This is a genomic window from Puia sp. P3, assembly GCF_050632245.1.
GTDB lineage: Bacteria > Bacteroidota > Bacteroidia > Chitinophagales > Chitinophagaceae > Puia.
The window spans coordinates 123,275-145,334 of record NZ_CP192583.1 but is presented as its reverse complement, the minus strand read 5'-3'; the positions used below and the strand labels follow the sequence as shown (position 1 = coordinate 145,334).

The 22,060-nt window shown below is 57.4% G+C and carries 24 protein-coding genes; 15 read left to right on the top strand and 9 right to left on the bottom strand.

The features are described from left to right. Positions 1-16 precede the first annotated feature (16 nt). The 14 genes from ACQ86N_RS00835 to ACQ86N_RS00770 all read left to right on the top strand — a co-directional run bounded on the left by ACQ86N_RS00835 (position 17) and on the right by ACQ86N_RS00770 (position 11,095). Positions 17-892, top strand: coding sequence for an ASPIC/UnbV domain-containing protein (locus tag ACQ86N_RS00835; RefSeq protein ID WP_431213508.1), 876 nt, complete (start codon positions 17-19; stop codon positions 890-892). After that, complete coding sequence (locus ACQ86N_RS00830) at positions 889-1,107, top strand: hypothetical protein (RefSeq protein WP_431213507.1); 219 nt, start codon at positions 889-891, stop codon at positions 1,105-1,107. Before ACQ86N_RS00835 ends, ACQ86N_RS00830 begins: the two co-directional genes overlap by 4 nt. Further along, positions 1,085-1,984: an FG-GAP repeat domain-containing protein gene (locus ACQ86N_RS00825; RefSeq protein ID WP_431217929.1), complete on the top strand. Its 900-nt coding sequence runs from the start codon at positions 1,085-1,087 to the stop codon at positions 1,982-1,984. Before ACQ86N_RS00830 ends, ACQ86N_RS00825 begins: the two co-directional genes overlap by 23 nt. A gap of 153 nt (positions 1,985-2,137) precedes the next feature. Further along, positions 2,138-2,695: a hypothetical protein gene (locus ACQ86N_RS00820; RefSeq protein WP_431213506.1), complete on the top strand. Its 558-nt coding sequence runs from the start codon at positions 2,138-2,140 to the stop codon at positions 2,693-2,695. Beyond that, positions 2,692-3,885, top strand: a complete 1,194-nt coding sequence (locus tag ACQ86N_RS00815; RefSeq protein WP_431213505.1) for an FG-GAP repeat domain-containing protein — start codon at positions 2,692-2,694, stop codon at positions 3,883-3,885. The genes ACQ86N_RS00820 and ACQ86N_RS00815 overlap by 4 nt, the downstream gene beginning before the upstream one ends. Before the next feature lie 46 nt (positions 3,886-3,931). Then, positions 3,932-4,321 carry a hypothetical protein gene (locus ACQ86N_RS00810; RefSeq protein ID WP_431213504.1) on the top strand — a complete coding sequence of 130 codons (390 nt, stop codon included), beginning with the start codon at positions 3,932-3,934 and terminating at the stop codon, positions 4,319-4,321. A gap of 32 nt (positions 4,322-4,353) precedes the next feature. Then, positions 4,354-4,635, top strand: a complete 282-nt coding sequence (locus tag ACQ86N_RS00805) for an ASPIC/UnbV domain-containing protein (protein ID WP_431217928.1) — start codon at positions 4,354-4,356, stop codon at positions 4,633-4,635. 98 nt (positions 4,636-4,733) lie between these two features. Then, entirely contained in the window at positions 4,734-5,723 is a 990-nt protein-coding gene (locus tag ACQ86N_RS00800; RefSeq protein WP_431213503.1) for an FG-GAP repeat domain-containing protein, read from the top strand. Beyond that, positions 5,698-5,883, top strand: a complete 186-nt coding sequence (locus tag ACQ86N_RS00795) for a hypothetical protein (protein WP_431213502.1) — start codon at positions 5,698-5,700, stop codon at positions 5,881-5,883. The genes ACQ86N_RS00800 and ACQ86N_RS00795 overlap by 26 nt, the downstream gene beginning before the upstream one ends. A 268-nt stretch (positions 5,884-6,151) precedes the next feature. Further along, the gene (locus ACQ86N_RS00790) at positions 6,152-6,985 is read left to right on the top strand and encodes a GMC family oxidoreductase N-terminal domain-containing protein (RefSeq protein WP_431213501.1); all 834 of its coding nucleotides are present in this window, start codon (positions 6,152-6,154) and stop codon (positions 6,983-6,985) included. A 197-nt stretch (positions 6,986-7,182) separates the two neighbouring features. Then, on the top strand, positions 7,183-7,995 hold the full coding sequence (locus ACQ86N_RS00785) for a GMC family oxidoreductase (protein WP_431213500.1): 813 nt from the start codon (positions 7,183-7,185) through the stop codon (positions 7,993-7,995). Next, positions 7,884-9,053, top strand: a complete 1,170-nt coding sequence (locus tag ACQ86N_RS00780) for an FG-GAP repeat domain-containing protein (protein WP_431217927.1) — start codon at positions 7,884-7,886, stop codon at positions 9,051-9,053. Before ACQ86N_RS00785 ends, ACQ86N_RS00780 begins: the two co-directional genes overlap by 112 nt. Further along, positions 8,962-9,663, top strand: a complete 702-nt coding sequence (locus tag ACQ86N_RS00775) for an ASPIC/UnbV domain-containing protein (RefSeq protein ID WP_431213499.1) — start codon at positions 8,962-8,964, stop codon at positions 9,661-9,663. The genes ACQ86N_RS00780 and ACQ86N_RS00775 overlap by 92 nt, the downstream gene beginning before the upstream one ends. Then, positions 9,614-11,095: an FG-GAP repeat domain-containing protein gene (locus tag ACQ86N_RS00770; RefSeq protein ID WP_431213498.1), complete on the top strand. Its 1,482-nt coding sequence runs from the start codon at positions 9,614-9,616 to the stop codon at positions 11,093-11,095. Before ACQ86N_RS00775 ends, ACQ86N_RS00770 begins: the two co-directional genes overlap by 50 nt. Here the strand turns inward: ACQ86N_RS00770 and ACQ86N_RS00765 are convergent. From ACQ86N_RS00765 to ACQ86N_RS00740, 6 genes are all read right to left on the bottom strand, one after another. Next, positions 11,092-11,982 (bottom strand): RNA polymerase sigma factor, encoded by an 891-nt coding sequence (locus ACQ86N_RS00765; protein WP_431213497.1) that lies wholly within the window; start codon positions 11,980-11,982, stop codon positions 11,092-11,094. The two genes, ACQ86N_RS00770 and ACQ86N_RS00765, sit on opposite strands and share 4 nt — an antisense overlap. Further along, a complete protein-coding gene (locus ACQ86N_RS00760) occupies positions 11,979-12,320 on the bottom strand; it encodes a sigma factor (RefSeq protein ID WP_431213496.1) in 342 nt (113 codons plus the stop codon). The genes ACQ86N_RS00765 and ACQ86N_RS00760 overlap by 4 nt, the downstream gene beginning before the upstream one ends. Then, on the bottom strand, positions 12,307-12,654 hold the full coding sequence (locus ACQ86N_RS00755; RefSeq protein ID WP_431213495.1) for a YciI family protein: 348 nt from the start codon (positions 12,652-12,654) through the stop codon (positions 12,307-12,309). Before ACQ86N_RS00755 ends, ACQ86N_RS00760 begins: the two co-directional genes overlap by 14 nt. A 3-nt stretch (positions 12,655-12,657) precedes the next feature. Further along, the gene (locus ACQ86N_RS00750) at positions 12,658-13,218 is read right to left on the bottom strand and encodes a dihydrofolate reductase family protein (RefSeq protein ID WP_431213494.1); all 561 of its coding nucleotides are present in this window, start codon (positions 13,216-13,218) and stop codon (positions 12,658-12,660) included. Between the two features lie 303 nt (positions 13,219-13,521). After that, the gene (locus ACQ86N_RS00745) at positions 13,522-13,866 is read right to left on the bottom strand and encodes a substrate-binding domain-containing protein (protein ID WP_431217926.1); all 345 of its coding nucleotides are present in this window, start codon (positions 13,864-13,866) and stop codon (positions 13,522-13,524) included. Positions 13,867-13,873: 7 nt separating this feature from the next. Then, the gene (locus ACQ86N_RS00740) at positions 13,874-14,530 is read right to left on the bottom strand and encodes a LacI family DNA-binding transcriptional regulator (RefSeq protein WP_431213493.1); all 657 of its coding nucleotides are present in this window, start codon (positions 14,528-14,530) and stop codon (positions 13,874-13,876) included. A 157-nt stretch (positions 14,531-14,687) separates the two neighbouring features. On the opposite strand from ACQ86N_RS00740, the gene ACQ86N_RS00735 reads away from it, so the two are divergent. Then, entirely contained in the window at positions 14,688-16,664 is a 1,977-nt protein-coding gene (locus ACQ86N_RS00735) for a beta-L-arabinofuranosidase domain-containing protein (RefSeq protein ID WP_431213492.1), read from the top strand. A gap of 100 nt (positions 16,665-16,764) precedes the next feature. Here ACQ86N_RS00735 and ACQ86N_RS00730 read toward each other — a convergent pair whose 3' ends face one another. The 3 genes from ACQ86N_RS00730 to ACQ86N_RS00720 are packed head-to-tail and all read right to left on the bottom strand — an operon-like array spanning position 16,765 to position 22,058. Beyond that, positions 16,765-17,103 carry a hypothetical protein gene (locus ACQ86N_RS00730; RefSeq protein WP_431213491.1) on the bottom strand — a complete coding sequence of 113 codons (339 nt, stop codon included), beginning with the start codon at positions 17,101-17,103 and terminating at the stop codon, positions 16,765-16,767. Continuing rightward, positions 17,058-18,755, bottom strand: a complete 1,698-nt coding sequence (locus tag ACQ86N_RS00725; protein WP_431213490.1) for a glycoside hydrolase family 127 protein — start codon at positions 18,753-18,755, stop codon at positions 17,058-17,060. The genes ACQ86N_RS00730 and ACQ86N_RS00725 overlap by 46 nt, the downstream gene beginning before the upstream one ends. A gap of 9 nt (positions 18,756-18,764) precedes the next feature. Then, on the bottom strand, positions 18,765-22,058 hold the full coding sequence (locus tag ACQ86N_RS00720) for an amylo-alpha-1,6-glucosidase (RefSeq protein ID WP_431213489.1): 3,294 nt from the start codon (positions 22,056-22,058) through the stop codon (positions 18,765-18,767). Positions 22,059-22,060: the final 2 nt, after the last annotated feature.

Below are 22,060 nucleotides of genomic sequence, written 5' to 3'. Positions count from 1 at the left end.
ATACAAGGATATTTTTGTGGCGAATGGTATATACAAAGACCTGACGGATCAGGACTATATCCAGTATATGGCCAATCCCACGGAGGTGAGGCGAATGATCAGCGAGGGGAAGGGTGTGACCGGCCAGGGGAAGGGTGTCATCAGCAAGCTGGTCAATATGATCCCGTCGACGCCGCTGCCGAACTATGCGTTTCACAACAACGGAGACTTGAAATTTACGAATAGGGCGCGGGAATGGGGACTGGACCAGCCGGGCTTCTCCAACGGCAGCGCCTACGCCGATCTGGACAATGACGGCAATCTGGACCTCGTGGTCAATAATGTGAATATGCCGGCTTTTGTTTATAGGAATATGGGCGTTCCCGGCAATCACTGGCTGAAGGTTGTTTTGCATGGGATGGGGCTGAACCGGTTTGCAGTCGGGGCGAAGGCGACGGTCTATTATGGATCGAAGCTTGCCTATCAGGAGGAGATGCCGACGCGGGGTTTTGAGTCGGCTGTGGATAGCCGGTTGAATTTTGGACTGGGCACGGCGGCCCGGATCGACTCGCTGGTGGTGGACTGGCCGTCCGGACGGCGGACTGTGTTATCGGGGCTTCGCCCGGACAGTATCATTACACTCAACGAAAAAGACGCCACAACCACCCAACTCACACCCGCAATCTCAGAGAAACCGCTATTTACCACCACATCGGGTCTCAACTTCATTCATCAGGAGAACGAATTCAACGACTTCAACCGCGACCGGCTTATCTTCTCCATGCTCTCGACCGCCGGACCGCGGGTGGCGGTGGGGGACGTGAACGGGGATGGGTTGGACGATGTTTATATCTGTGGGGCGAAGGGGCAGGAGAAGGGGTTGTATATCCAGGGGGTGATGGAAAATTTGTGAAGAGGCCCTTTGCCCCGCAAGACAAGGAATGCGAGGACGTGGACGCGCTGTTCTTCGATGCCGACGGGGACGGGGACAAGGACCTCTTTGTCTGCAGCGGGGGCAACGAGTTCTCGCCGAATTCCACGGCGCTGATCAGCCGGCTTTATCTTAATGACGGGCACGGACGGTTCGTGAAGTCGCCGCAGCAAGCTGCCTTCGGCCGCAATTTTTGAAAGTACGAGTTGTGTTACGGCTGCCGATATTGACGGGGACGGGGACCTGGACCTGTTTGTGGGGGTTCGGTTGAAGCCCTTTAGTTATGGGTATCCGTGCAAGGGGTATATTTTGGAGAATGACGGGCACGGGAAGTTTGCGGATGTGACGTCTAAACTATGTCCGGAGTTGGAGAAGGCGGGTATGGTCACGGATGCGAAATGGTGTGACTATGACAAGGACGGGAAGCCTGATCTGATCGTTGTCGGGGAATATATGCCGGTGAGGATTTTCCATAATGAGGGAGGCCGGCTCCGCGAGACGACTTCCTCCGTGGGTTTGGCCGGAACCAACGGCTGGTGGAACAGGCTGCTGATCGCCGACGTCAACGGCGACGGCTATCCGGATATCATTGCCGGCAATCATGGGTTGAACTCGAGGTTTAAGGCGAGCGCGACCAAACCCGTGACCTGTTATGCGGGTGATTTTGACCAGAACGGGACCGTCGAACAAATCGTCTGCTGTTATAACGGCGACAAGCAGTATCCGATGGCGTTAAGACATGACCTGGTCGCGGCGCTCCCCTACCTGAAGAAAAAATACCTCCACTACGAAGACTATAAGGGACAGACCGTCCAGGATATCTTTACGAAAGAGCAGCTCGACAAGACGGTGAAACTCGACGCCTATGAATTGGAGAGCTGTGTATTTCTCAGCGACGGGAAGGGTGGATTTGTGAAGAAGCCATTGCCGACCGAGGCGCAGTTCTCGACCGTCTATGGGCTGACGGCTGGGGATTTTGACCACGATGGTCTGACCGATCTTTTGATCGGCGGGAATTTGACCAGTCCAAACCCGAAGCCGGCATCTATGACGCCAGCTATGGGCTTTTATTAAAGGGGAATGGGAAGGGGATTTTACGCCGCAGCCGGCCCAACAATCCGGTTTCTTTGTAAAAGGCGCCGTCCGGGATATTCAGGTGATAAAGACCAAACATCAACCTATATTTATAGTAGCCAAAAACAATGATTCGATTCAATTATTTAAATAGTGTGGCCTGCCTCTGTCTTATCCTCTCCGCATGTAGCGACGGGTCGGGCAGCTATTCGCGGCTCGTCAAAAAAGAGCTGGCCAAGTGGCAAACAGGACAACCATCTTCTGCTGGATATTCATTTTGGGATGACCCGAAAACAATTCTATGACTATTGCTGGGGAATGCACAACAAGGGCGTATTCGAAGACGGAGCCAACAGCACGGCCGTTCTTTACAAGCTGAATGGGCCGGGACGGCTGAAACAGGCGGCGTCGATGAACTTCTATCCTGTTTTTAAGAACGATACCATCTATAAGATGTGGGCCCAGTTCGAATACGACGCCTGGGCGCCCCGGAACCGGAGTCTTTTTGCCGACAGCCTGATAAAGGACGTGGTCGGCCTCTATACCAAATGGTACCCCGGCAATGATTTTATCAAACTCACCGACCCTAAACGCGGGACCATATTTGTCAAGGTCGACGGCAACCGCAGGATCGTCGTCGGGCGGAAGGACGACGCCCACGTGAACGTAGACTATACCAATCTGCTCGTAGAAAATGTAGCAACACCATGAGGAACTGGCTTTATCTTTTTTGTCTGGCGATCGCAGGTTGTGAAGTGCAGCCTGCCGACAAGCATACCCTGTTTCAGCTGCTTGGCCCGGGTCAGACCGGAATCGACTTCAACAACAAGCTCGAATATGACGAAGCCTTTAACATCTTTACCTACCGCAACTATTACACCGGAGGCGGAGTGGCCGTCGGCGATATCAACAACGACGGACTACCCGATATCTTCTTCACCGGTAACCAGGTCGACAACAAGCTATATCTCAACAAAGGAAATTTCCACTTCGAGGACATCACCGAAAAGGCCGGCATCCGCAAGGCGGGAAAATGGTCGACAGGTGTGTGCATGGCCGACGTCAACGGCGACGGTCTCCTGGACATCTACGTGTGCAGCAGCGGCATCGCCAAAGGCGATACCCGTCCGAACCAACTGTACATCAACAACGGCAACGGGACGTTTACGGACCGGGCAAAGAAATGGGGCGTCCAGGACGGCGGCTACTCGACCCACGCCGCGTTCTTCGACTATGACCACGACGGGGACCTCGACCTCTTCCTGCTGCGGAATGCCTCGAAGCCGATCAGTACCTTCAACCTCCAGCACAACGAGCGGAATATACGCGACTCGCTGGGCGGAGACCGGCTGTACCGCAATGACGGCGGGCATTTTACGGACGTCAGCAAGGAGGCGGGTATCTATGGGAGCGTCATCGGATTTGGGCTTGGCGTTACGATCGGCGACGTCAACAAGGACGGGTGGCCGGATATCTATGTGTCCAACGATTTCTTCGAGCGGGATTATCTCTATATCAACAACGGCAACGGGACTTTCCGCGAAGAGCTGGAAAGCCAGATGCACAGCATCAGCAATGCCTCGATGGGCGCGGATATGGCCGATATCAACAACGACGGGTATCCGGATATCTTCGTGACGGAGATGCTGCCGGAAGAGGAGTCGAGGATCAAGATCAACACGACTTTCGAGAACTGGGAGAAGTACAGCTGGACCTCCACTATGGCTACTGGAATCGAGTTCACAAGGAATACTTTACAACTGAACAACTGCAACGGCAGCTTTAGCGAGATCGGAAGACTCTCGGGGGTGCGAGGCCACGGACTGGAGTTGGGGCGCACTAATCACCGACCTCGACAACGACGGATACAAGGATATTTTCGTCGCCAACGGCATCTATAAGGACCTGACCAACGAAGACTATATACAGTATATCTCGAACCAGGAGGTGATGTCGAGCATCCTCAGCGGCAAGGACCGGGACTTCCGCAAGCTGATCGATCTGATCCCCTCCCACCCTATGCCGAACTATGCGTTTCACAACAACGGGGATTTGAAATTTACGAATATGGCGCGGGAGTGGGGACTCGACCAGCCGGGCTTCTCGAATGGCAGCGCCTATGTCGATCTCGACAACGACGGCAACACTGGACCTCGTGGTCAACAATATCAATATGCCGGCTTTTGTGTACCGAAATACCGGGGTGCCGGGCAATCACTGGCTGAAGGTTGTTTTGCATGGGATGGGGCTGAATCGCTACGCCGTTGGGGCGAAGGCGACGGTCTATTATGGTTCGCGGCTCGCGTATCAGGAGGAGCAACCGATCCGGGGTTTTGAATCGACGGTCGATTCCAGACTAGAATTTTGGACTGGGGACGGCGGCCCGGGTCGACTCGCTGGTGGTGGACTGGCCGTCCGGACGGCGGACTGTGTTATCCGGGCTTCGCCCGGACAGTATCATTACACTCAACGAAAAAGACGCCACAACCACCCAGCCCACACCCGCAATCTCAGAGAAACCGCTATTTACCACCACATCTGGTCTCAACTTCATTCATCAGGAGAACGAATTCAACGACTTCAACCGCGACCCGGCTTATCTTCTCCATGCTCTCGACCGCCGGACCGCGGGTGGCGGTGGGGAGACGTGAACGGGGATGGGTTGGACGATGTTTATATCTGTGGGGCGAAGGGACAGGAGAAAGGGTTGTATATCCAGGGGGTGGTGGAAAATTTGTGAGGAGGGCCTTTGCCCCGCAAGACAAGGAATGCGAGGACGTGGACGCGCTGTTCTTCGATGCCGACGGGGATGGGGATAAGGACCTCTTTGTCTGCAGATGGGGGCAACGAGTTCTCGCCGAATTCCACGGCGCTGATCAGCCGGCTTTATCTTAATGACGGGCACGGAGGGTTCGTAAAGTCGCCGCAGCTGCTGCCTTCGGCCGCAATTTTTGAAAGTACGAGTTGTGTTACGGCTGCCGATATTGACGGGGACGGGGACCTGGACCTGTTTGTGGGGGTTCGGTTGAAGCCCTTTAGTTATGGGTATCCGTGCAAGGGGTATATTTTGGAGAATGACGGGCACGGGAAGTTTGCGGATGTGACGTCTAAACTATGTCCGGAGTTGGAGAAGGCGGGTATGGTCACGGATGCGAAATGGTGTGACTATGACAAGGACGGGAAGCCTGATCTGATCGTTGTCGGGGAATATATGCCGGTGAGGATTTTCCATAACGAGGGAGGCCGGCTCCGCGAGACGACTTCCACCGTTGGTTTGGCCGGAACCAATGGCTGGTGGAACAGGCTGCTGATCGCCGACGTCAACGGCGACGGCTATCCGGATATCATTGCCGGCAATCATGGGTTGAACTCGAGGTTTAAGGCGAGCGCGACCAAACCCGTGACTTGTTATGCGGGTGATTTTGACCAGAACGGGACCGTCGAGCAGATCGTCTGCTGTTATAACGGCGACAAGCAGTATCCGATGGCGTTAAGACATGACCTGGTCGCGGCGCTCCCCTACCTGAAGAAAAAATACCTCCACTACGAAGACTATAAGGGACAGACCGTCCAGGATATCTTTACGAAAGAGCAGCTCGACAAGACGGTGAAACTCGACGCCTATGAATTGGAGAGCTGTGTATTTCTCAGCGACGGGAAGGGTGGATTTGTAAAGAAGCCATTGCCGACCGAGGCGCAGTTCTCGCCCGTGTATGGTCTCAGCGCCGGAGATTTTTGACCACGATGGACTTACCGACCTTTTGATCGGCGGGAATTTCTACGAGTCCAAACCCGAAGCCGGCATCTATGACGCGGGTTACGGGTTGTTTTTAAAGGGGAAATGGGAAAGGGGATTTTACGCCGCTGCCGGCCGCGAGTCGGGCTTTTTTGTCCAGTAGCGCCATCCGGGATATTCAGACCGTCAAAACAAAACATCAACCTATATTTATAGTAGCCAGGAACAACGACACGACCCAACTATTCATCAACCTAAAACACTAGCGATATGAACAATACTTATGACGCCACTAGTTATCGGCTCCGGCATCAGCGGCGGCTGGGCAGCGAAAGAGCTTACGGAGAAAAGGGCTCAGCGTACTGATGCTCGAGCGGGGCCGCCTTCGAGCATATCAAAGACTATAAGAGCGCGGACAAGAATCCTGGGAGATGCCGCACCGGGACCGGGCCACCGAGCAGCAGAAAAAGGACAGACCGGTCATATCGCGGTACTGGGCGATGTACGGCACGGCGGCGCACGAACCCATCATGGACTATTGGGCCAATGAGAAGGACTGTCCCTACGTCGAGGAAAAACCCTTTACATGGTGGAGGAGTTATCAGGTCGGTGGCCGGTCGATCCTCTGGGGGAGACAGAGCTATCGATGGAGCGATCTCGATTTCGAAGCCAATCTAAAGGACGGTATTGCGGTCGACTGGCCCATCCGGTATAAGGACCTCGAGTCCTGGTATACCTATGTGGAGAAGTTTGCGGGCATCAGCGGTTCGAAAGAAGGGCTGGCGCATTTGCCGGACGGGCATTTTCTGCCGCCGATGGACCTCAACTGCGTGGAGAAGGACGTGGCCGCGAGAATCAGGGCGAAGTGGGAGGGGCAGCGCCATATGTTCATCGGTCGTGTGGCCAATCTGACTGCGGTTATCCCCGGCCGTACGCAGTGTCAGTTCCGCAACCGCTGCTGGGAAGGCTGTCCCTTCGGCGGCTATTTCAGTACCCAGTCCTCTACCCTGCCGGCTGCGATGGCTACGGGCAGGCTGACGGTGAGGCCCTGGTCCATCGTGACGCGGATCCTTTACGACAAGGACAAGCGCCGTGCGACGGGTGTCGAGATCCTCGACGCGGAGAACAACAAGACCTATACCTTTAATTCGAAGATCGTCTTCCTGAACGCCTCGGCCCTCAACAGCGCACTGGGTGCTGATGAATTCCGCCACGGATGTATGGCCCGGCGGGCTGGGCAGCAGCAGCGGCGAGCTCGGGCATAACGTCATGGACCACCACTATATGCTGGGCGCGCAGGGCATGGTGGACGGCTATCTGGACAAATACTACTATGGCCGGAGGGCCAATGGTTTTATATCCCGCGTTTTGCCAACATCGGCGGGGACAAGCGCGACTTCCTGCGGGGCTTTGGCTATCAGGGCAGCGCCAGCGAGAGGGTTGGAGCCGCGACGTCGCGGAGATGAGCATCGGCGCCGGTCTCAAGGAGGCGCTGACCGAGCCGGGGGACTGGCAGATCGGCGCAACCGGATTTGGCGAGATCCTGCCCTATCACGAGAACAAGATCAGCCTGGACAAGAATGTAAAGGACAAATGGGGTCTCCCCGTCCTCTCGATGGATGCCGAGCTGAAGGAGAACGAACTGAAGATGCGTAAGGATATCGTAAAAGAGCTGGTGGCCATGTTCGAGGCCGCCGGGGTCAAAAATATCACGACCTGGGACAGCGACAAATATGCTATCGGTCAGGGCATACACGAAATGGGTACGGCGAGGATGGGCCGGGATCCGAAGACCTCGGTGCTGAACGGACACAATCAGGTGTGGGATGCGCCGAACGTTTTTGTCACGGACGGGGCCTGCATGACGTCAGCGGCCTGTCAAAACCCGTCGCTGACCTATATGGCGCTGACGGCAAGAGCCGCGGATTATGCCGTCGGTCAGCTAAAAAAGGTGATATTTGACGGATTGAAGAAATTCCTCCTCTATATTGTTTTGCTTCCGCTGCTGGCCGCATGCGGGAGAGAAGCTGCGCGCGGGGGAAGGCCGCGCCCTTATTCCAACTGTTACCGGCCGAACGAACGGGTATCGCCTTTACCAATCGGGTGGTGGACACCGATAGCCTCAGCATACTCGACTATTTGTATTATTATAATGGCGGAGGGGTGGCGGCCGCGGATTTCAATAGGGACGGACTGCCTGATCTTTTCTTTGTCTCCAATCAGGGCGGGTGCAGATTGTATCTCAATAAGGGCAATTTTAAATTTGATGACGTGACCGCCGCTGCCGGCGTCGCGGGTAGGGGTAACTGGAAGACGGGTGTCACGATAGCGGACGTGAATAACGACGGCTGGCCCGATATCTATCTTTCCGAAGTGGGCGGGTATAAGGGGTTTCGTGGGAGGAACGAGCTGTTTGTGAATAACCGCGATGGTAGTTTTTCCGAGCGGGCCCATGAGTATGGACTGGACATAGAGGGGTTCAACACCCAGGCCGTCTTCTTCGACTATGACCACGACGGAGACCCCGATCTTTTTATCGTCAACCATTCTGTCCATTCGAACGAAAGCTATGGCGACACCTCCCTTCGGCGCGTGACCAGCCCCGTCAGCGGAGACCATCTGCTGCGCAATGACAGTATTGCTCCGGGCGTTCGGCGCTACGTCGAGGTTACGGGTTCGGCGGGTATCTACCAAAGCATCATCGGCTATGGGCTGAATGTGATGGTGGGCGACCTGAACAACGACGGCTGGGACGATATCTATGTCAGCAATGATTTTCACGAGAACGACTACTACTACCTCAATCTGGGCAACGGGCGCTTTTCCGAGATAGACCAGCAGGCCTTCGCGCACCAGAGCCGGTTCTCGATGGGCAGCGATATCGCGGATATCAACAATGACGGCTGGCTCGACCTGATCACCCTCGACATGCTGCCACCGCAGCAGCGGCTGCAGAAGACATCCTCGGGGGACGATCCGCTGAGCATCTTCCAGTTGAAACACAAATACGGCTACAACTATCAGTATTCGCGCAACTGCCTCCAGCTGAATACCGGTGGAGGCATGCGGTTCAGCGATATCGCGCTCTATGCGGGCGTAGCGGCCACGGACTGGAGCTGGTCTCCGCTGGTCGCGGACTTCGACAATGACGGCCACAAGGATATTTTTATTTCCAATGGCATCCAGCACCGGCCGAATGATCTGGACTTTATAAAGTTCTTTTCTTCGGGCGGGCGGGTTGATGTGGGGGTGGTGGCGAGGAGCCCGGACGGGAAGGCGGGTAACTATATCTTCCAGGGGATCGGACAGTCTCGTCTTTACCGACAGGAGTAAGGACTGGGGGATTGTCCAGCCGGCTTTTTCCAATGGCGCGCTCTCCGTTGACCTGAATAATGACGGGGCGCTGGATATTGTGGTCAATACGGTGAATGGCCCCGCGCTGCTGTATAAGAATGGGGGATCCGTGGGGCACTATCTCGATATTCAGCTGGTTGGTTCGGCAGCGAACCCGCTGGGGCTTGGGGCGAAGGTGGTGGTATTTGACAAGGGGGTGATGCAGTTCAACTATCTGACGCCGACGCACGGGTTTGAGAGCAGTAGTTTGCAGTATGTACATTTTGGACTGGGGGCGGATACGGTGGTGGATACGGTGCAGGTGATCTGGCCGGATGGGTTGACGCAGTTGCTGACGAATGTTCGGGGCCGACCGGCGGGTGGTGGTGGAGCATGCGAATGCGGGAGTTGGGGCGGCGTTGCTGCCTTCGGACGGTTCACGGAGATCGGACGGTTCACGGAGATCGGACGGTTCACGGGGGTCGGACGGTTCACGGGTGTCGGACGGTTCACATGGTTCACATGGTTCACGCGGTTCACAGGAACCGCTACTCAGGGACGTGACCGATTCGGTGGCTTTCCCCTGGCGGCGGGTTCCCTCTGCATTTAACGATTTCGACGCCCAGCCGCTGATCCCTCATCAATTGTCTACGCGGGGGCCGAAGGTGGCGATTGGCGATATTGACGGGGACGGGCTCGACGATATTTTTATCTGCGGCAATGACCGGCAGCCCGGGAGTCTTTTCCGGCAGCTGGCCTCGGGGAAGTTCGAGCCCAGCAACGAGGAACTCTTCCGCGCGGACGCGATCTGCGAAGACGCAGACGCCATCTTCTTCGACGCAAACGGCGACGGTCACCCCGACCTGCTGGTGGTCAGCGGCGGCAATAAATATATGGATGGATCCCCTGCCCTTCAGGACCGGCTCTATCTCAACGACGGGAAGGGCCATTTTTCGCGCGCAGCGGATTTTCCTTTTTTGCCGGAGAACAAGTCGGTGGTTGTCGCGGGCGACGTCAATGGCGACGGCCACCCCGATCTGTTCATCGGCGGCTGTGCCGTATCGGGCAACTACGGCGCCGCACCCGAGTCTTATTTATTGATCAACGACGGCAAGGGGCATTTCAGTCGGGCGGCGGATGCCGCCGCACCGGAGCTTTCCCGTATCGGCATGGTCAGCTCCGCGGTATTCACGGATATGGACAAGGACGGCTGGCCCGATCTTGTCGTGGCGGGCGAGTGGATGCCGATCACGGTGTTCCGCAACCAGCACGGGCATTTAAAGAATGTTACGACCGAACTGGGTTTGGGCCATAGTACCGGCCTGTGGACCTGCCTGCAGGCCGTGGACCTTGACGGCGACGGCCGCGAAGACCTGCTCGCGGGCAACTGGGGGAGGAACTCGAAGCTGAAGGCGAGTGCCGCCTCGCCGATAAGACTATACTGCGGCGATTTTGACAACAACGGCCAGTCCGACCAGTTGCTGGCAGTTGCCGAGGACGGAAAGTACTATCCTTTTCTGGGTAAGGACGAGCTGGAGCGGCATATGCCATCGGTCATCCGTAAACGATACAATAACTATTCGACGTTTGCCGGGCAGACGGTAGAGCAGATCCTGGGCGACGCTCTGGGCCGTTCGCTCACTCTCCAGGCGGAGGACCTGTCTTCTTCGGTGTTGATGAATACTGGGCGGGGCGGCTACTCGCTGTCGCGGCTTCCGAAAGAGGCACAGTGGTCTCCGGTGTTTTGCTGGCTGGTGCAGGATGTGGATGGGGATGGCCGTAAAGATATTATCGCCGCGGGGAATTTTGACGGGGTGATGCCGTACGAGGGGAGGTATGACGCGAGCTATGGGGCGGTGCTAGCCTCGCGGCGCGGAGCCGGTGGTTCCGGGGTCCCTCCACTGTCCGCGATTTCGATGTCCCGATCGGGATTGTTACTCGAAGGAGAGATCCGGGATAGTAAGATCGTGCGTACAAAGCACGGGCCGTTGTTCCTTTTCTCGCGGGTCGACGGGTCGCCCGTATTTTACCGGCGGAATTAAGGGAGTTCGTCGATCTTTTTCTGCAATGCCGTCCGCTCGGCGGGTGTACGCGCGAGGGCCAGGGCTTCGGTCAGGTGCTGCCGGGCTTTCTCATTGTCTACTTCGGAATACAGGTCTCCCAATAATGTATAATAGAATCGGTTTTTCCGCAGGTCGAGTCGTTCGGCTTCGCGGATGGCTTCGGGTTTGCCTTTTATTTTCGACAGCGCATAAATGCGGTTGAGCGCCGCCATCGGCGAATAGTCCACCTGGAGGAGGAGGTTGTACAGCTGCAGGATGTTCTGCCATTTTTGTTCCGTGTCTTCTTTCTGTGTATTCCAATAGGCGATGCCCGCCTCGAGGTGATATTTCGAGAGACGGGCGCCGCTGGCGGCACAGTTGAGGAAATAGCCGCCCTTGCTGACGAGGTCCGAGTTCCAGAGTCTGGTGTCCTGTTCTTCGTAGAGGACCAGCTCGCCGTTGGCGTCGAGGCGTGCGTCAAGGCGCGAGGCGTGAAAACACATCAGTGCCAGTAACGCATTGGCTTCGGGGCCGTTGGTTGGTTCGTTTTCAATGAGCATCTGGCCGAGGCGGATGGCTTCGAAGCAAAGGTCTTTTCTTAGTGAACGGTTGTCGCTGGCGGAATAATACCCTTCGTTGAACAGCAGGTATATCGTCGTCAGTACGGACGACAGCCTTGTTTCGATGTCCGCGGGTCCGGGCAGGTCGAGGCTGACACCGGCCACTCTGATCTTCTCCTTCGCGCGGAACAGGCGTTTGTTGATGACTTCCTTGTTGGTCAGAAAGGCCTCGGCGATCTCGTCGATGCCAAAGCCGCAGAGCACGCGCAGCGACAGGCCGATCTGCGCCTCGGGTGGGATGGCGGGATGGCTGATCGCAAACATCATCCGCAGCTGGCTGTCGTTGATATTCTGCGGAGAGAACTCGGGTTCGGGATCGTCTGTTGCCTCGGGGCGGCGGCGCGTCGCGGGGCTAGTTTGGTGTTGAACAGCTGGCCGCGCTTGAGCCAGTTCTTCGCGCGGTTGCCCGCGACCGTATACAGCCAGGCGGCCGGATTCGGCGGGAGACCTTTCTGTCCCCAGGTCTCTGCCGCCGTCAGGAAGGTGTCGCTGGCGATATCCTCGGCAATCTCTATCTGGTCAAAGCCAAAATGTTTGCAGAGGACGGCGACGATCTTCCTGTATTCCGTCCTGAATAGTTGTGGTATGATCTCAGCGATGTCCATTGATCTTTCGCACCTCTACGCTGTTGCCTTCGCCATTGAGTATCGGATTGCCTTTCGCCAGTTGTACCGCTTCGTCGAGGCTGGCCGCTCTGATGACCATGAAGCCCGCGAGGCTCTCCTTTATCTCCGCGAATGGTCCGTCCGTGATGACGCCGCCAGGCCTGATCACCTTGCCTTTGGGATCGAGACCGGTACCGCCGACAAATTTGTCCTGAGCAACGATGGTGTCGACCCATTGCTGATACTGTTCCATATAGCCTTTCAGCTGGTCGGGTGTGGGCTGCTTTTCCTTTGTGATCAGGTCCAGCCGCATGAGTACGATATATTCTTCCATATATTAGCTTTTTAACGGTGTGTACGTGACATGGATGATCCCGCTTTTGAATACGTGCGAAGAGGTCAGTTCGAGGTCCAGTTTGTTCGTTATTCCTTTGAAGACGGGTGTGCCGTCGCCGAGTGCTACCGGGTCGATCAGGAAGCTGTAGGTGTCGATGAGTCCGGCTTCGGTCAGCTGGGAGACGATGCTACCGCTGCCAAGGATCGTCATCGGGCTGCCTTCCTGGGTTTTGAGCCGGCGCACTGTGGTGACGAGGTCGTCCTTGATGAGCGTGGTGTTCTGCCAGTCGGCTTTTTTCAGTGTCTTTGAAAAGACGATCTTCTCGGATTTGTTCATCCCGTCGGCGGTCACGGGTGCGCGTTGTTTGCCCATTTCGGTCGGCCAGAAGGCAGCCATCATCTGATATGTGACGCGTCCGAACAGCAGCGTGCTGCCGCGCTGGGAGTTCTCGTCCGAAAATTTGCTGACCTCTCCGTCATGGCGATGCCAGCTGATATCGCCGCCGGGCGCCTGAAAGAAGCCGTTCAGCGTGATAAAGTTAAAAACATTTAGCGTTCTCATTGTCAATAATTTAGTTGTTATAGATTGTTTTTACACCCTTATAACAACCGGGTTTATCGAAATTGGACACCCCGCGGCGCCGGCGCTTACAAATTACTAATTTTATACCCTTATGTAACCGACCATCTCCGGATATTCAACCGCACTATTCTCCAATTGCGCCAGCTCTGATCCATGAGGCGACGTTTTTGAGGAATCGGGAGGATATAAAGGTTCGTGATTATGGGATGACGGAGCAAAGCGAAGGTCACGGGACGAGCCGGACCTGCTGGGGAAGGAGCCGGTGAATAAATGACGGGCAACCTACCTGGTCGAATTCCGGATCATAAGCCGGGTCTTCAGGCGGAAAGTCTGTTCGATCGTTGACTTTTTACAGATCTCGTCTATCAGAATGCCCATCGCGAGTTTCCCGACCTCATATCCTGGCTGCATGACCGTTGTCAGGGACGGTTCGACGACTTCGCTGATGGGGTCGTCATTGAACCCGGCGATGCGGAGGTCCGCGGGGATGGCGATGCCGTGTGCGCGGAAGTATTTTATTGCCAGGACGGCTGTCCGGTCGTTGATGGCAAATATCCCGTCCGGCAGTGGCCGGAGTTTCGCGATCTTTTTGATCAGGGGAGGGCGTCTTCCTCGAACGCCTTGCAGCGCAGGATCAGCCTTTCGTCGACCGGCAGCCGGTGTTTGCCGAGCGCGTCGAGGTATCCGTGCAGCCGGTTCTCGGAGATGGAGAGGCCTTCCGGGCCGGCAATATGGACGATCCGTCTGCAGCCCCTTTTATAAGGTGCTCGACTGCCTTATAGGCTCCTTCGTATTCATCGACGATGACCCTGTTGCAGGAGAAATCGGGCAGGATGCGGTCGAACATGACGATGGGCACGCCTTTTTCCTTCACTTTGCAAAATTCGGAGGGGTCTTTGGTTTCCTTGGAGATCGAGACCAACAGGCCGTCGACATTACAGGCCAGCAGCTTTTTCATACTGGCCAGTTCCTGAACATAGGTCTCATTGCTCTGACAGAACATGAGATAGTAATTATTCTCGTTGGCGACGTCGGTCATGCCACTGAGGGCCTGTGAGAAATAGTGGGAGTGTATAGCCGGCACGATGACGCCGATGATCCTCGTACTCCGTTTGACAAGGCTTTGAGCCATGATGTTCGGCTCGTAATTGAGCCGTGTGGCGAGTTCAAGGACGGCCTTTTTCGTTTCCGGATTGATGTCCGACACATTCCGGAGAGCTCTGGATACGGTAGAAACAGAAATATTGAGTTGTCTGGCGATGTCTTTTATTGTAACGGGGTGTTTTTCCATAGAGAGCTATTTTTTGTTTCCGGCAACGTTACCGGAAACGTTCTATTACAAATCCGGGGCCTGCGCTACAAAAATATGAATAGATGGACCATATTTGGTGCTGTTAATATTTAAGGTCATGAAGACACGGAACATTTTTCTGTTTTTAACCATTTCTATGCTAACCTATCAGGCGCAAGCCAACCACGACGAGTCTAAGGGAAACCCTCCTTATTTGCAGAACAGAGCGCCGCTGCAACAGAAACCATTTCTGGATCTTCCATTCGGCGCGATCAGGCCGGCCGGCTGGCTGAGACAGCAGCTGGTCGATATGAAGAATGGAATGGCCGGCCGGCTGGACCAGCTGTATCCGTCCGTTCTCGGCAGCCGCAACGGCTGGCTGGGCGGCGACGGCGATGTGTGGGAGCGCGGGCCGTATTGGCTGGATGGCCTTGTTCCCCTCGCCTATATCCTCGACGACGACGAATTGAAGGCCAAGGTCCGGCCGTGGGTCGAATGGTCGATCGCCAACCAGATGAAGGACGGCTATTTCGGTCCGATCCCGCCGGTCAGCGAACCCGCGCCCGAGGCCGGTCTGCAAAGGGACAGGGCTCGTGACTGGTGGCCGAAAATGGTGATGATGAAGGTGCTGCAGCAGTACTATACGGCAACCGGCGACAAGAGGGTCATCGAGTTGTTGCTGCGTTACACCCGGTATCAGCTGCAGATGCTGCCCAGGACGCCGCTGGGGTTTTATTCCTGGTGGGGATCGCAGCGCGGGGCGGACAATCTGCAGATAGTCTATTGGCTGTACAATGTCACGGGCGAAGCTTATCTGCTCGATCTGGCTGAGATCATCCACAGGCAAACTTTCGACTGGACCGACAATTTCCTTCATTCGAACGATCTTGCCGCTACCTATAAATTTCATGGGGTCAATCTGGCCCAGGGCATCAAGTCGCCCGTGATATATTATCAGCAGCGTCCGGAGCGTCAGTATCTGGAGGCTGTCAGCAAGGCATTGAAGGACATCCGGCTGTATCAGGGGCAGGTGCAGGGGATGTATGGAGCGGACGAGCTTACGCGCGGAAATGACCCCGTGCAGGGATCTGAGCTTTGCTCCGCGGTCGAGCTGATGTTCTCGCTGGAGAGCATGATGACGATCACCGGCGACGTTGGGATGATGGACCATCTGGAACGCATCGCCTACAATGCCCTTCCGGCGCAGATCACAGATGACTACAACGGCCGGCAGTATTACCAGCAGGCCAACCAGGTAGAGGTCAGCCGGCAGAACAGGAATTTTGTCACGGCATACGACGGCACAGACCTTTGTTTTGGCGTGCTGACGGGCTTCCCCTGCTGCACGACGAATATGCACCAGGGATGGCCCAAGTTCGTGCAGAATCTCTGGCATGCCAGCGCGGATGGCGGTCTTGCGGCCCTGGTCTATGGTCCTTCTTCGGTGAAGGCCCGGATAGCCGACGGCACCGAGGTCGAGTTTACGGAGGAGACGTCCTACCCTTTCAACGAACAGGTGCGGTTCATTTACAACAGCGAGGCCGAAGCCAGCTTCCCCTTGCATCTTCGTGTGCCGGGCTGGTGCGCGGGAGCCACCATAAGGGTCAACGGAAAAATATACATGCAGCCAAAAGGCGGGCAGATAGAAAGGGTCGTCCGCAAATGGAAAAAAGGAGACGTCGTCGAGTTGCAACTGCCGATGTCGGTTACGACTAGCCGGTGGTTCAACAACTCTGTGGGAGTCGAGCGGGGGCCTCTCGTCTATGCGCTGAAGGTCGAGGAGAACTGGAAAGACGTAGCCAACACGGACCGCTATGGCGACTATCAGGAGGTCTACCCAGGATCTCCCTGGAATTTCGGTCTTTGGCAGGAATGCATAAAGCATCCTGAGACAACATTCAGGGTCATTGAAAAACCAAATAGTGAAGCCTACCCCTGGAATCCGCAAAATGCCCCCGTCGAGATCAGGGCGAAGGGCAAACAGATACCCGAATGGAAGCTCTACAACGGCAGCGCCGGTCCTTTGCCATACAGCACTATCGAGTATTTGAAGGAGAGCCTGCCTGTGAACATCACACTCATACCCTATGGATGCACGACACTCCGGATCAGCGAATTTCCGGTGGTGTTATAGCGATGACCACCCGCGAAAAAGCCGGCATGAAGCCGGCTTTTTTTATGCTTTGAGGGGAACTGTTCAGTGGGAGTGCGGGAGTTTAGCGGGACCTGTGTTCTCAGGGCAGCAGCTGGCGGAACGAACGCGGCAGCCATACCTGCATGGCGTCGGCTCCCCGGTTGCCCCAGGTGCAATAGGGTATCGCCGTCATCCTTCTTTCGACCGAAGACAGCGACTGGCCGTCCGCCGACACCTGTGCCCCGACCGCGTCGAATCCGATCTTGTTCACGCCTCCCAGAAGGCTGGCGTCGAAGTCGGTCGTGAAGCGGGCGTTGCGGGGCAGAACGAAATCCCAGACGCCGCCGTTGTCCGCGGATTCAACGCAATAGAGTATGGGTCCATATTGCAGAGCTACGCGGTCGCTGTCCTGCCGTACTTCCGGGCGCGCGGCGACCATTCGGACGGACATGGGGAGGTCGAGCGTGACCACGTCGCCTTTTTCCAGGTCCGGCTGATGACGGCGTAGCCGTTGCGCAGGGTATACGCCGCCGGTTTGCCGTTGACCAGCAGTTGCGGCGCGGATCCCGCCGAATCGGTATAGCAGTAAAGACCGCCGGGCGCCGGCGTGTTCAGCCAGCCGGGCAGCCGGAGGGACAGCTCGAAGCTTTGCGCCGTGGCAGGATCTATGTGGAGGCTGACCTGTCCGTTCCACGGATAGCCGGTTTGCATGCCGACGGCAACGTTTTTCCGGTTGACCTGGAATGTCGTGCGGCTTCCGATATAAAGATTCACCAGGATCCCCTTGCCGGTGGTTCCGTAGATATAGTTGCCGAGGGACGATACGAGCCTTGCTATATTGGAAGGACAGCAGGCCGTGCCAAACCATTCTCTTCTTCCTTTTCCTCCTTTCGAAGCCAGCGGGTTGCCGTAGAAGAAATGGTCGCCGGATAGGGAAAGGCCGTCCAGTGCGCCGTTGTAAAGGCTGCGTTCGAGGACGTCGGCATATTTGGCGTCGCCGGTCAGCAGGTTCATCCGCGAGTTCCAGAGCACCATGCCTACGGAGGCGCAGGTTTCGCAATAGGCCGTTTCGTTAGGCAGGTCGTAGGGTGCGCCGAATCCTTCGTTGCGGGCTTCCGCTCCGATGCCGCCGGTGATATACATATTCCTTCCGACGACGTCGTTCCAGACCTTGTCCATCGCCGACAGATATTTTGCGTTGTCCGTAACGGCCGCTACGTCGGACATACCCGAGTACAGATACATGGCCCTGACGGCATGTCCCGTGATGTGGTCCTGGTCCTCTACGGGTAGTTTGTCCTGACAGTAGTCGGGGTCTTTCCACTGGTCCCATATAACGCCTTTGCCGTAACCGTGGCCGCGCTGGTCGAGGAACCACTGGGCGAGGAGGAGGTATCTTTCGTTGCCGGTATGGCGGTATAGCTTCATCAGGGCCAGCTCGATCTCTTCATGGCCCGGGACCCAGTGGCGGTTGCGGCCGCGGAATACCGAATCGATATGGTCGGCGAAGCGAATCGCAACGTCGAGCAGCTTGCGGTCGCCCGTGCCGTCATGCCAGGCTATGGCGGCTTCGATGAGATGGCCGGCGCAATAGTCCTCGTGTTTTTCCATATCGGTCCACCTGTTCTGCAGCCCCGTGAGGGTATAATAGGTATTAAGATAGCCGTCCGGCAACTGGGCGGCGGCTATTTTGGCGATCCATTCGTCGCCCTTCCGGCGGAGGGCGGCGTCGGGATGGCTGCGCAGGCAGTAGGCGATGGCCTCGATCGCCTTATACACGTCGGAATCGTCGTAGTAGATGCCTTCGTGCTTTTCGCCCTTTCTGCGGGCGGCCTTTTCGAAATTGCGGATGCGGCCTGTCCTGTTCTCCGTGTAGTCGATACAGGCGCGCAGGGTGGCCGTGGCTACGCTGTCGATACGGGGTGTCCAGAAAGCATCGGTGATGACCACGTCGGCAAAGCTGACCGGTCGTATTCGCTGCCCCGGGGCGGACCTTTCCGTTGCCACGGGCTGCGCGCCGGCGGGATAGCCTGCCAGCAGGGCGAGAGACAGCGCAGCCGGCAGTAGTATGGATCGTTGTGCAAGTATCATAAAGTATAGTTATCGTGTGATGCGGAGGCGGACCTCCAGTCTTGAATAGGGCCTGTTCCGGTCTGCGGGGATATTCACCTGCAAGGTAAGCACTCCATCCTTTCCGGAGACGGGTGCGGCGTTTCCGGAGACGGGTGCGGCGTTTTCGATATGGCCGGCTGCCTGGGCGGTGTATATCTTCAGGAGACCGCTGGAGCCGCCGCGCCCTTCCAGCGTAACGGTATATTGATCGCCGTCCAGCCGTTGCGTGAGGATGCGGAGCCCGGTGGAAGAGTCTCCTGGTTGCGGGAGGGCGACGATGGGCAGCGCTCCGATGCCCCCGGAATGGCGGACCTCGAGGCGGTGCCGCCCGGCGGAGAGCCTGAGCCGGCATTTCAGCGTGATGCCTTCCGCGCCCTGAAGGGTTTCGGCCGGTATCGGCGCGCCATCAAGGCGGACGGCCGACATTTGGGTGCCCAGGGGGAAGGCCGGTTCGAAAAGGATCGTTCGGGCGGCGGGGCACGTGATCGTATAGACGGTCCTGCCGGGCGTTCTTTGCATATCGAGGGCTGCATGGCTGCGGTTCAGCGGGATCTGCGTGACGCGCGCGAATTTCCAGTCCCGGGGGAACCAGGGCGCCAGCCGGTAGCGGTTAGGCGGTACGTCGACGTCCAGCCCCAGCATCCCTTCGATGGCCGGCAGGGGCACCATCGCCTCGCTCCAGCACTGGTGGCTGCATACGCCGTTGGGAACATATTTATCCCCGTTGAAAGTCTCTTCGATGCTTCCCGGACTCCAGTTGCGGTAGTGAAGAAGGTTGTTCATCAGGTGGGTATATCCGTTAGCGTATCTTCCCGTGCGGAAATCCGCGAGCGAAGCCCATCCCGCATATAGCGGCCAGACCATGCCGGCGTGATAGCTGCCGGCCCTGTAGTGGGGGTTGGTCGATTCAATCATCCGGATACCCCAGTCGGTCGAGAAGGCGCTGCCGGCCATGCGGTCGCTGACGGCGGCTGCTTTTGCGCTGTCCTGTACCGTCCGCAGGTATACGGCAACAGCCGCCAGGACGGTCGGGTCCTGCATGTAGGAGCCGTCTTTCATTTTCCCGTTGTAGAAGAACTGTTCGTTGGGATTCCAGAATTCGCGGTCGATCGTCTCCCTGACGCGGCGGGCGTCGCCTGCGTATCGGCGGGCATCGCCGGCGTATCCGGTGCACTGCGCCATCCGGGCGGCGCCTTCGAGCGCCGCTGCCCAGGAGGCGGCGAGGTAGAATTCGGTATGGGTGCCATACAGAACGCCCCCTTCGATCCAGCCGTGCCCGACGTTGGTATTTTCGATCAGTCCGTCGCCGTCGGTGTCCGTGCTGTAACAGAAATCCATCGCCTTGCGGATCGCCGGCCAGTTACGCCGGATGAAGAGGGTGTCTCCGCTGTACCGGAGATAGTGCGCGGCCAGGACTACGAACAGCGGGGTGGCGTCCGAGGCGTCATAGTGCACGGCCCCGCTGGAGCTGAGTTCGTGGTATATCTTGCCGCTGACGTCCTGATAGCGGATGAGGGTCTCCAGCATCTTGCGGACCATTCCGGGGTCTCCGTATGCGTCGACGGCCATTGCGCTCCATTCGCCGTCCCGGCCGAAGTACCACGCGTATCCCGGCCTGCCGCTGGGTTTCTGTCCTCCGTCCCATCCGCGCGACGTCGTGCCGAATCCGGCCATCAGCGCCGTCCCGACACCCGGTGTCGTCTGGAGGAACTGGTCGGTACGGGCAAGCGCCCACCTGTAGCCTTCGTTGAATGCCGTGTCGGGTGTCGTGAATGTCAGGTGGTCTTCGAGCAGCTTTCTGTAATATCGCCCCGACTCATCGAACAGACGGCTCATTTCGCCGCAGAGGCTGCGGTAGAGCCGGAGGTTCTCTTTCCATCCCGTCTCTCCTCCGAGAATGCGGATATCGATGGCGGGAGTCCCGGACAGGGCGAACTCAGCGCTGACGTCTACCTGGCCGGAGTCATTGACCGTCCTCATTTCCTGGCGCAGCGGTCTGGCGCTATAGGCTACCACCGTGCTGGCGGCGTCGTTGCCACCGCTGATGATGTGCGCGTTGGCAGCCGGGCAGAAGCCGTACCGGATGCTCCCGGCGGCCTCCGCCGAATACGGCCACATCAGGCGCAGGTTGCAGCCATAGCGGACAACCAGCCCCGTTATGCCGGCGCCTTCCGGTTCGATATGGGCCACGCCGCAGGGCCGGTCGAAAGACACGGTATATATTTCGCGGATCGACGAGGTCCCTATGTGGTAGGTCCTTATGAGGTATTCAGGCGTCACGAGTACTTCGGGCTGCAGGTTCTTCAGCCACGACACCGAATCGCGGTCCTTGAGCCGGACGCCGACGGCGAGGTCGCGGAGGGCCATCAGCGGGTGCGTCCATATTTCTTCCGCCCCGCCGTCCAGTCTGCCCATCCAGGCGATGCGCCTTCCCGTCAGGTCATAGAAAGCCCTGCTGCCTGTCTTCGCCGGCAGCTGCAGGGAGGGTTTGGGCAGGGTCCATTTTTTCGCCGCCGTCAGCGGCTGGGCCGGCGCGGCAAATCCGGCGGGTGCGACCGTCCGGGGAGCCGTGGACCAGTACTTGCGGGGGCCCGTAAGGCGGCCGTCCATGTACATGAATATATTCTGCGTGAGCCTGGCGAGATGGACACGATTGTAGTTGGGCGCCGAATAATACATATATGCGCCGGCTGCGATGACCGTGCCTTTTCCGGGATGGTATTCCAGCAGCAGCCGGCTGTGTTCGCCGAAAGTGATATAGGTCCACTGGATGCCTATGACGCGGCCTTCGCGTGGTGTGTCCGCGCCGAACAGTCCCCATTTGCGGGCAATATGGTCGACGGGTTGTTTGCTGCAATAGACTCCGCCTCCCTGCAGCGAGTCGAATACGGGGTGTGACCGGTATCCGTGGAAACCGAGGGGCCGGCCAAAGCCTTCGTCCCGTATCGTGTCTTCGCGCAGACTGTACCGGCCGGACTCCATATGCCAGGCGTTGAGCAGGGGCACTGCCTCCATTGTCAGCAGGAGATGGCCGCCGTCCCGGACATAGGCGGTTATCTGCCGGGTCGCGCCGGTCTCCGCAGCGTCCGCGGCGGCGGTGTCCGTCCGGTGGTACCAGAGCGCGCTATATCGGCGCAGCGCGGCCGGGGAAGGCAGGCTGTTCCAGTGCAGGACCTCGGACTGCCAGCCCCTTTCGGTAAGGACCCCACGAAGGGCGGCCAGTTCGGCGGCGTTTATATGATCGCCGAATACACCGATCAGCGGAGACGAACCTGCGTACATCC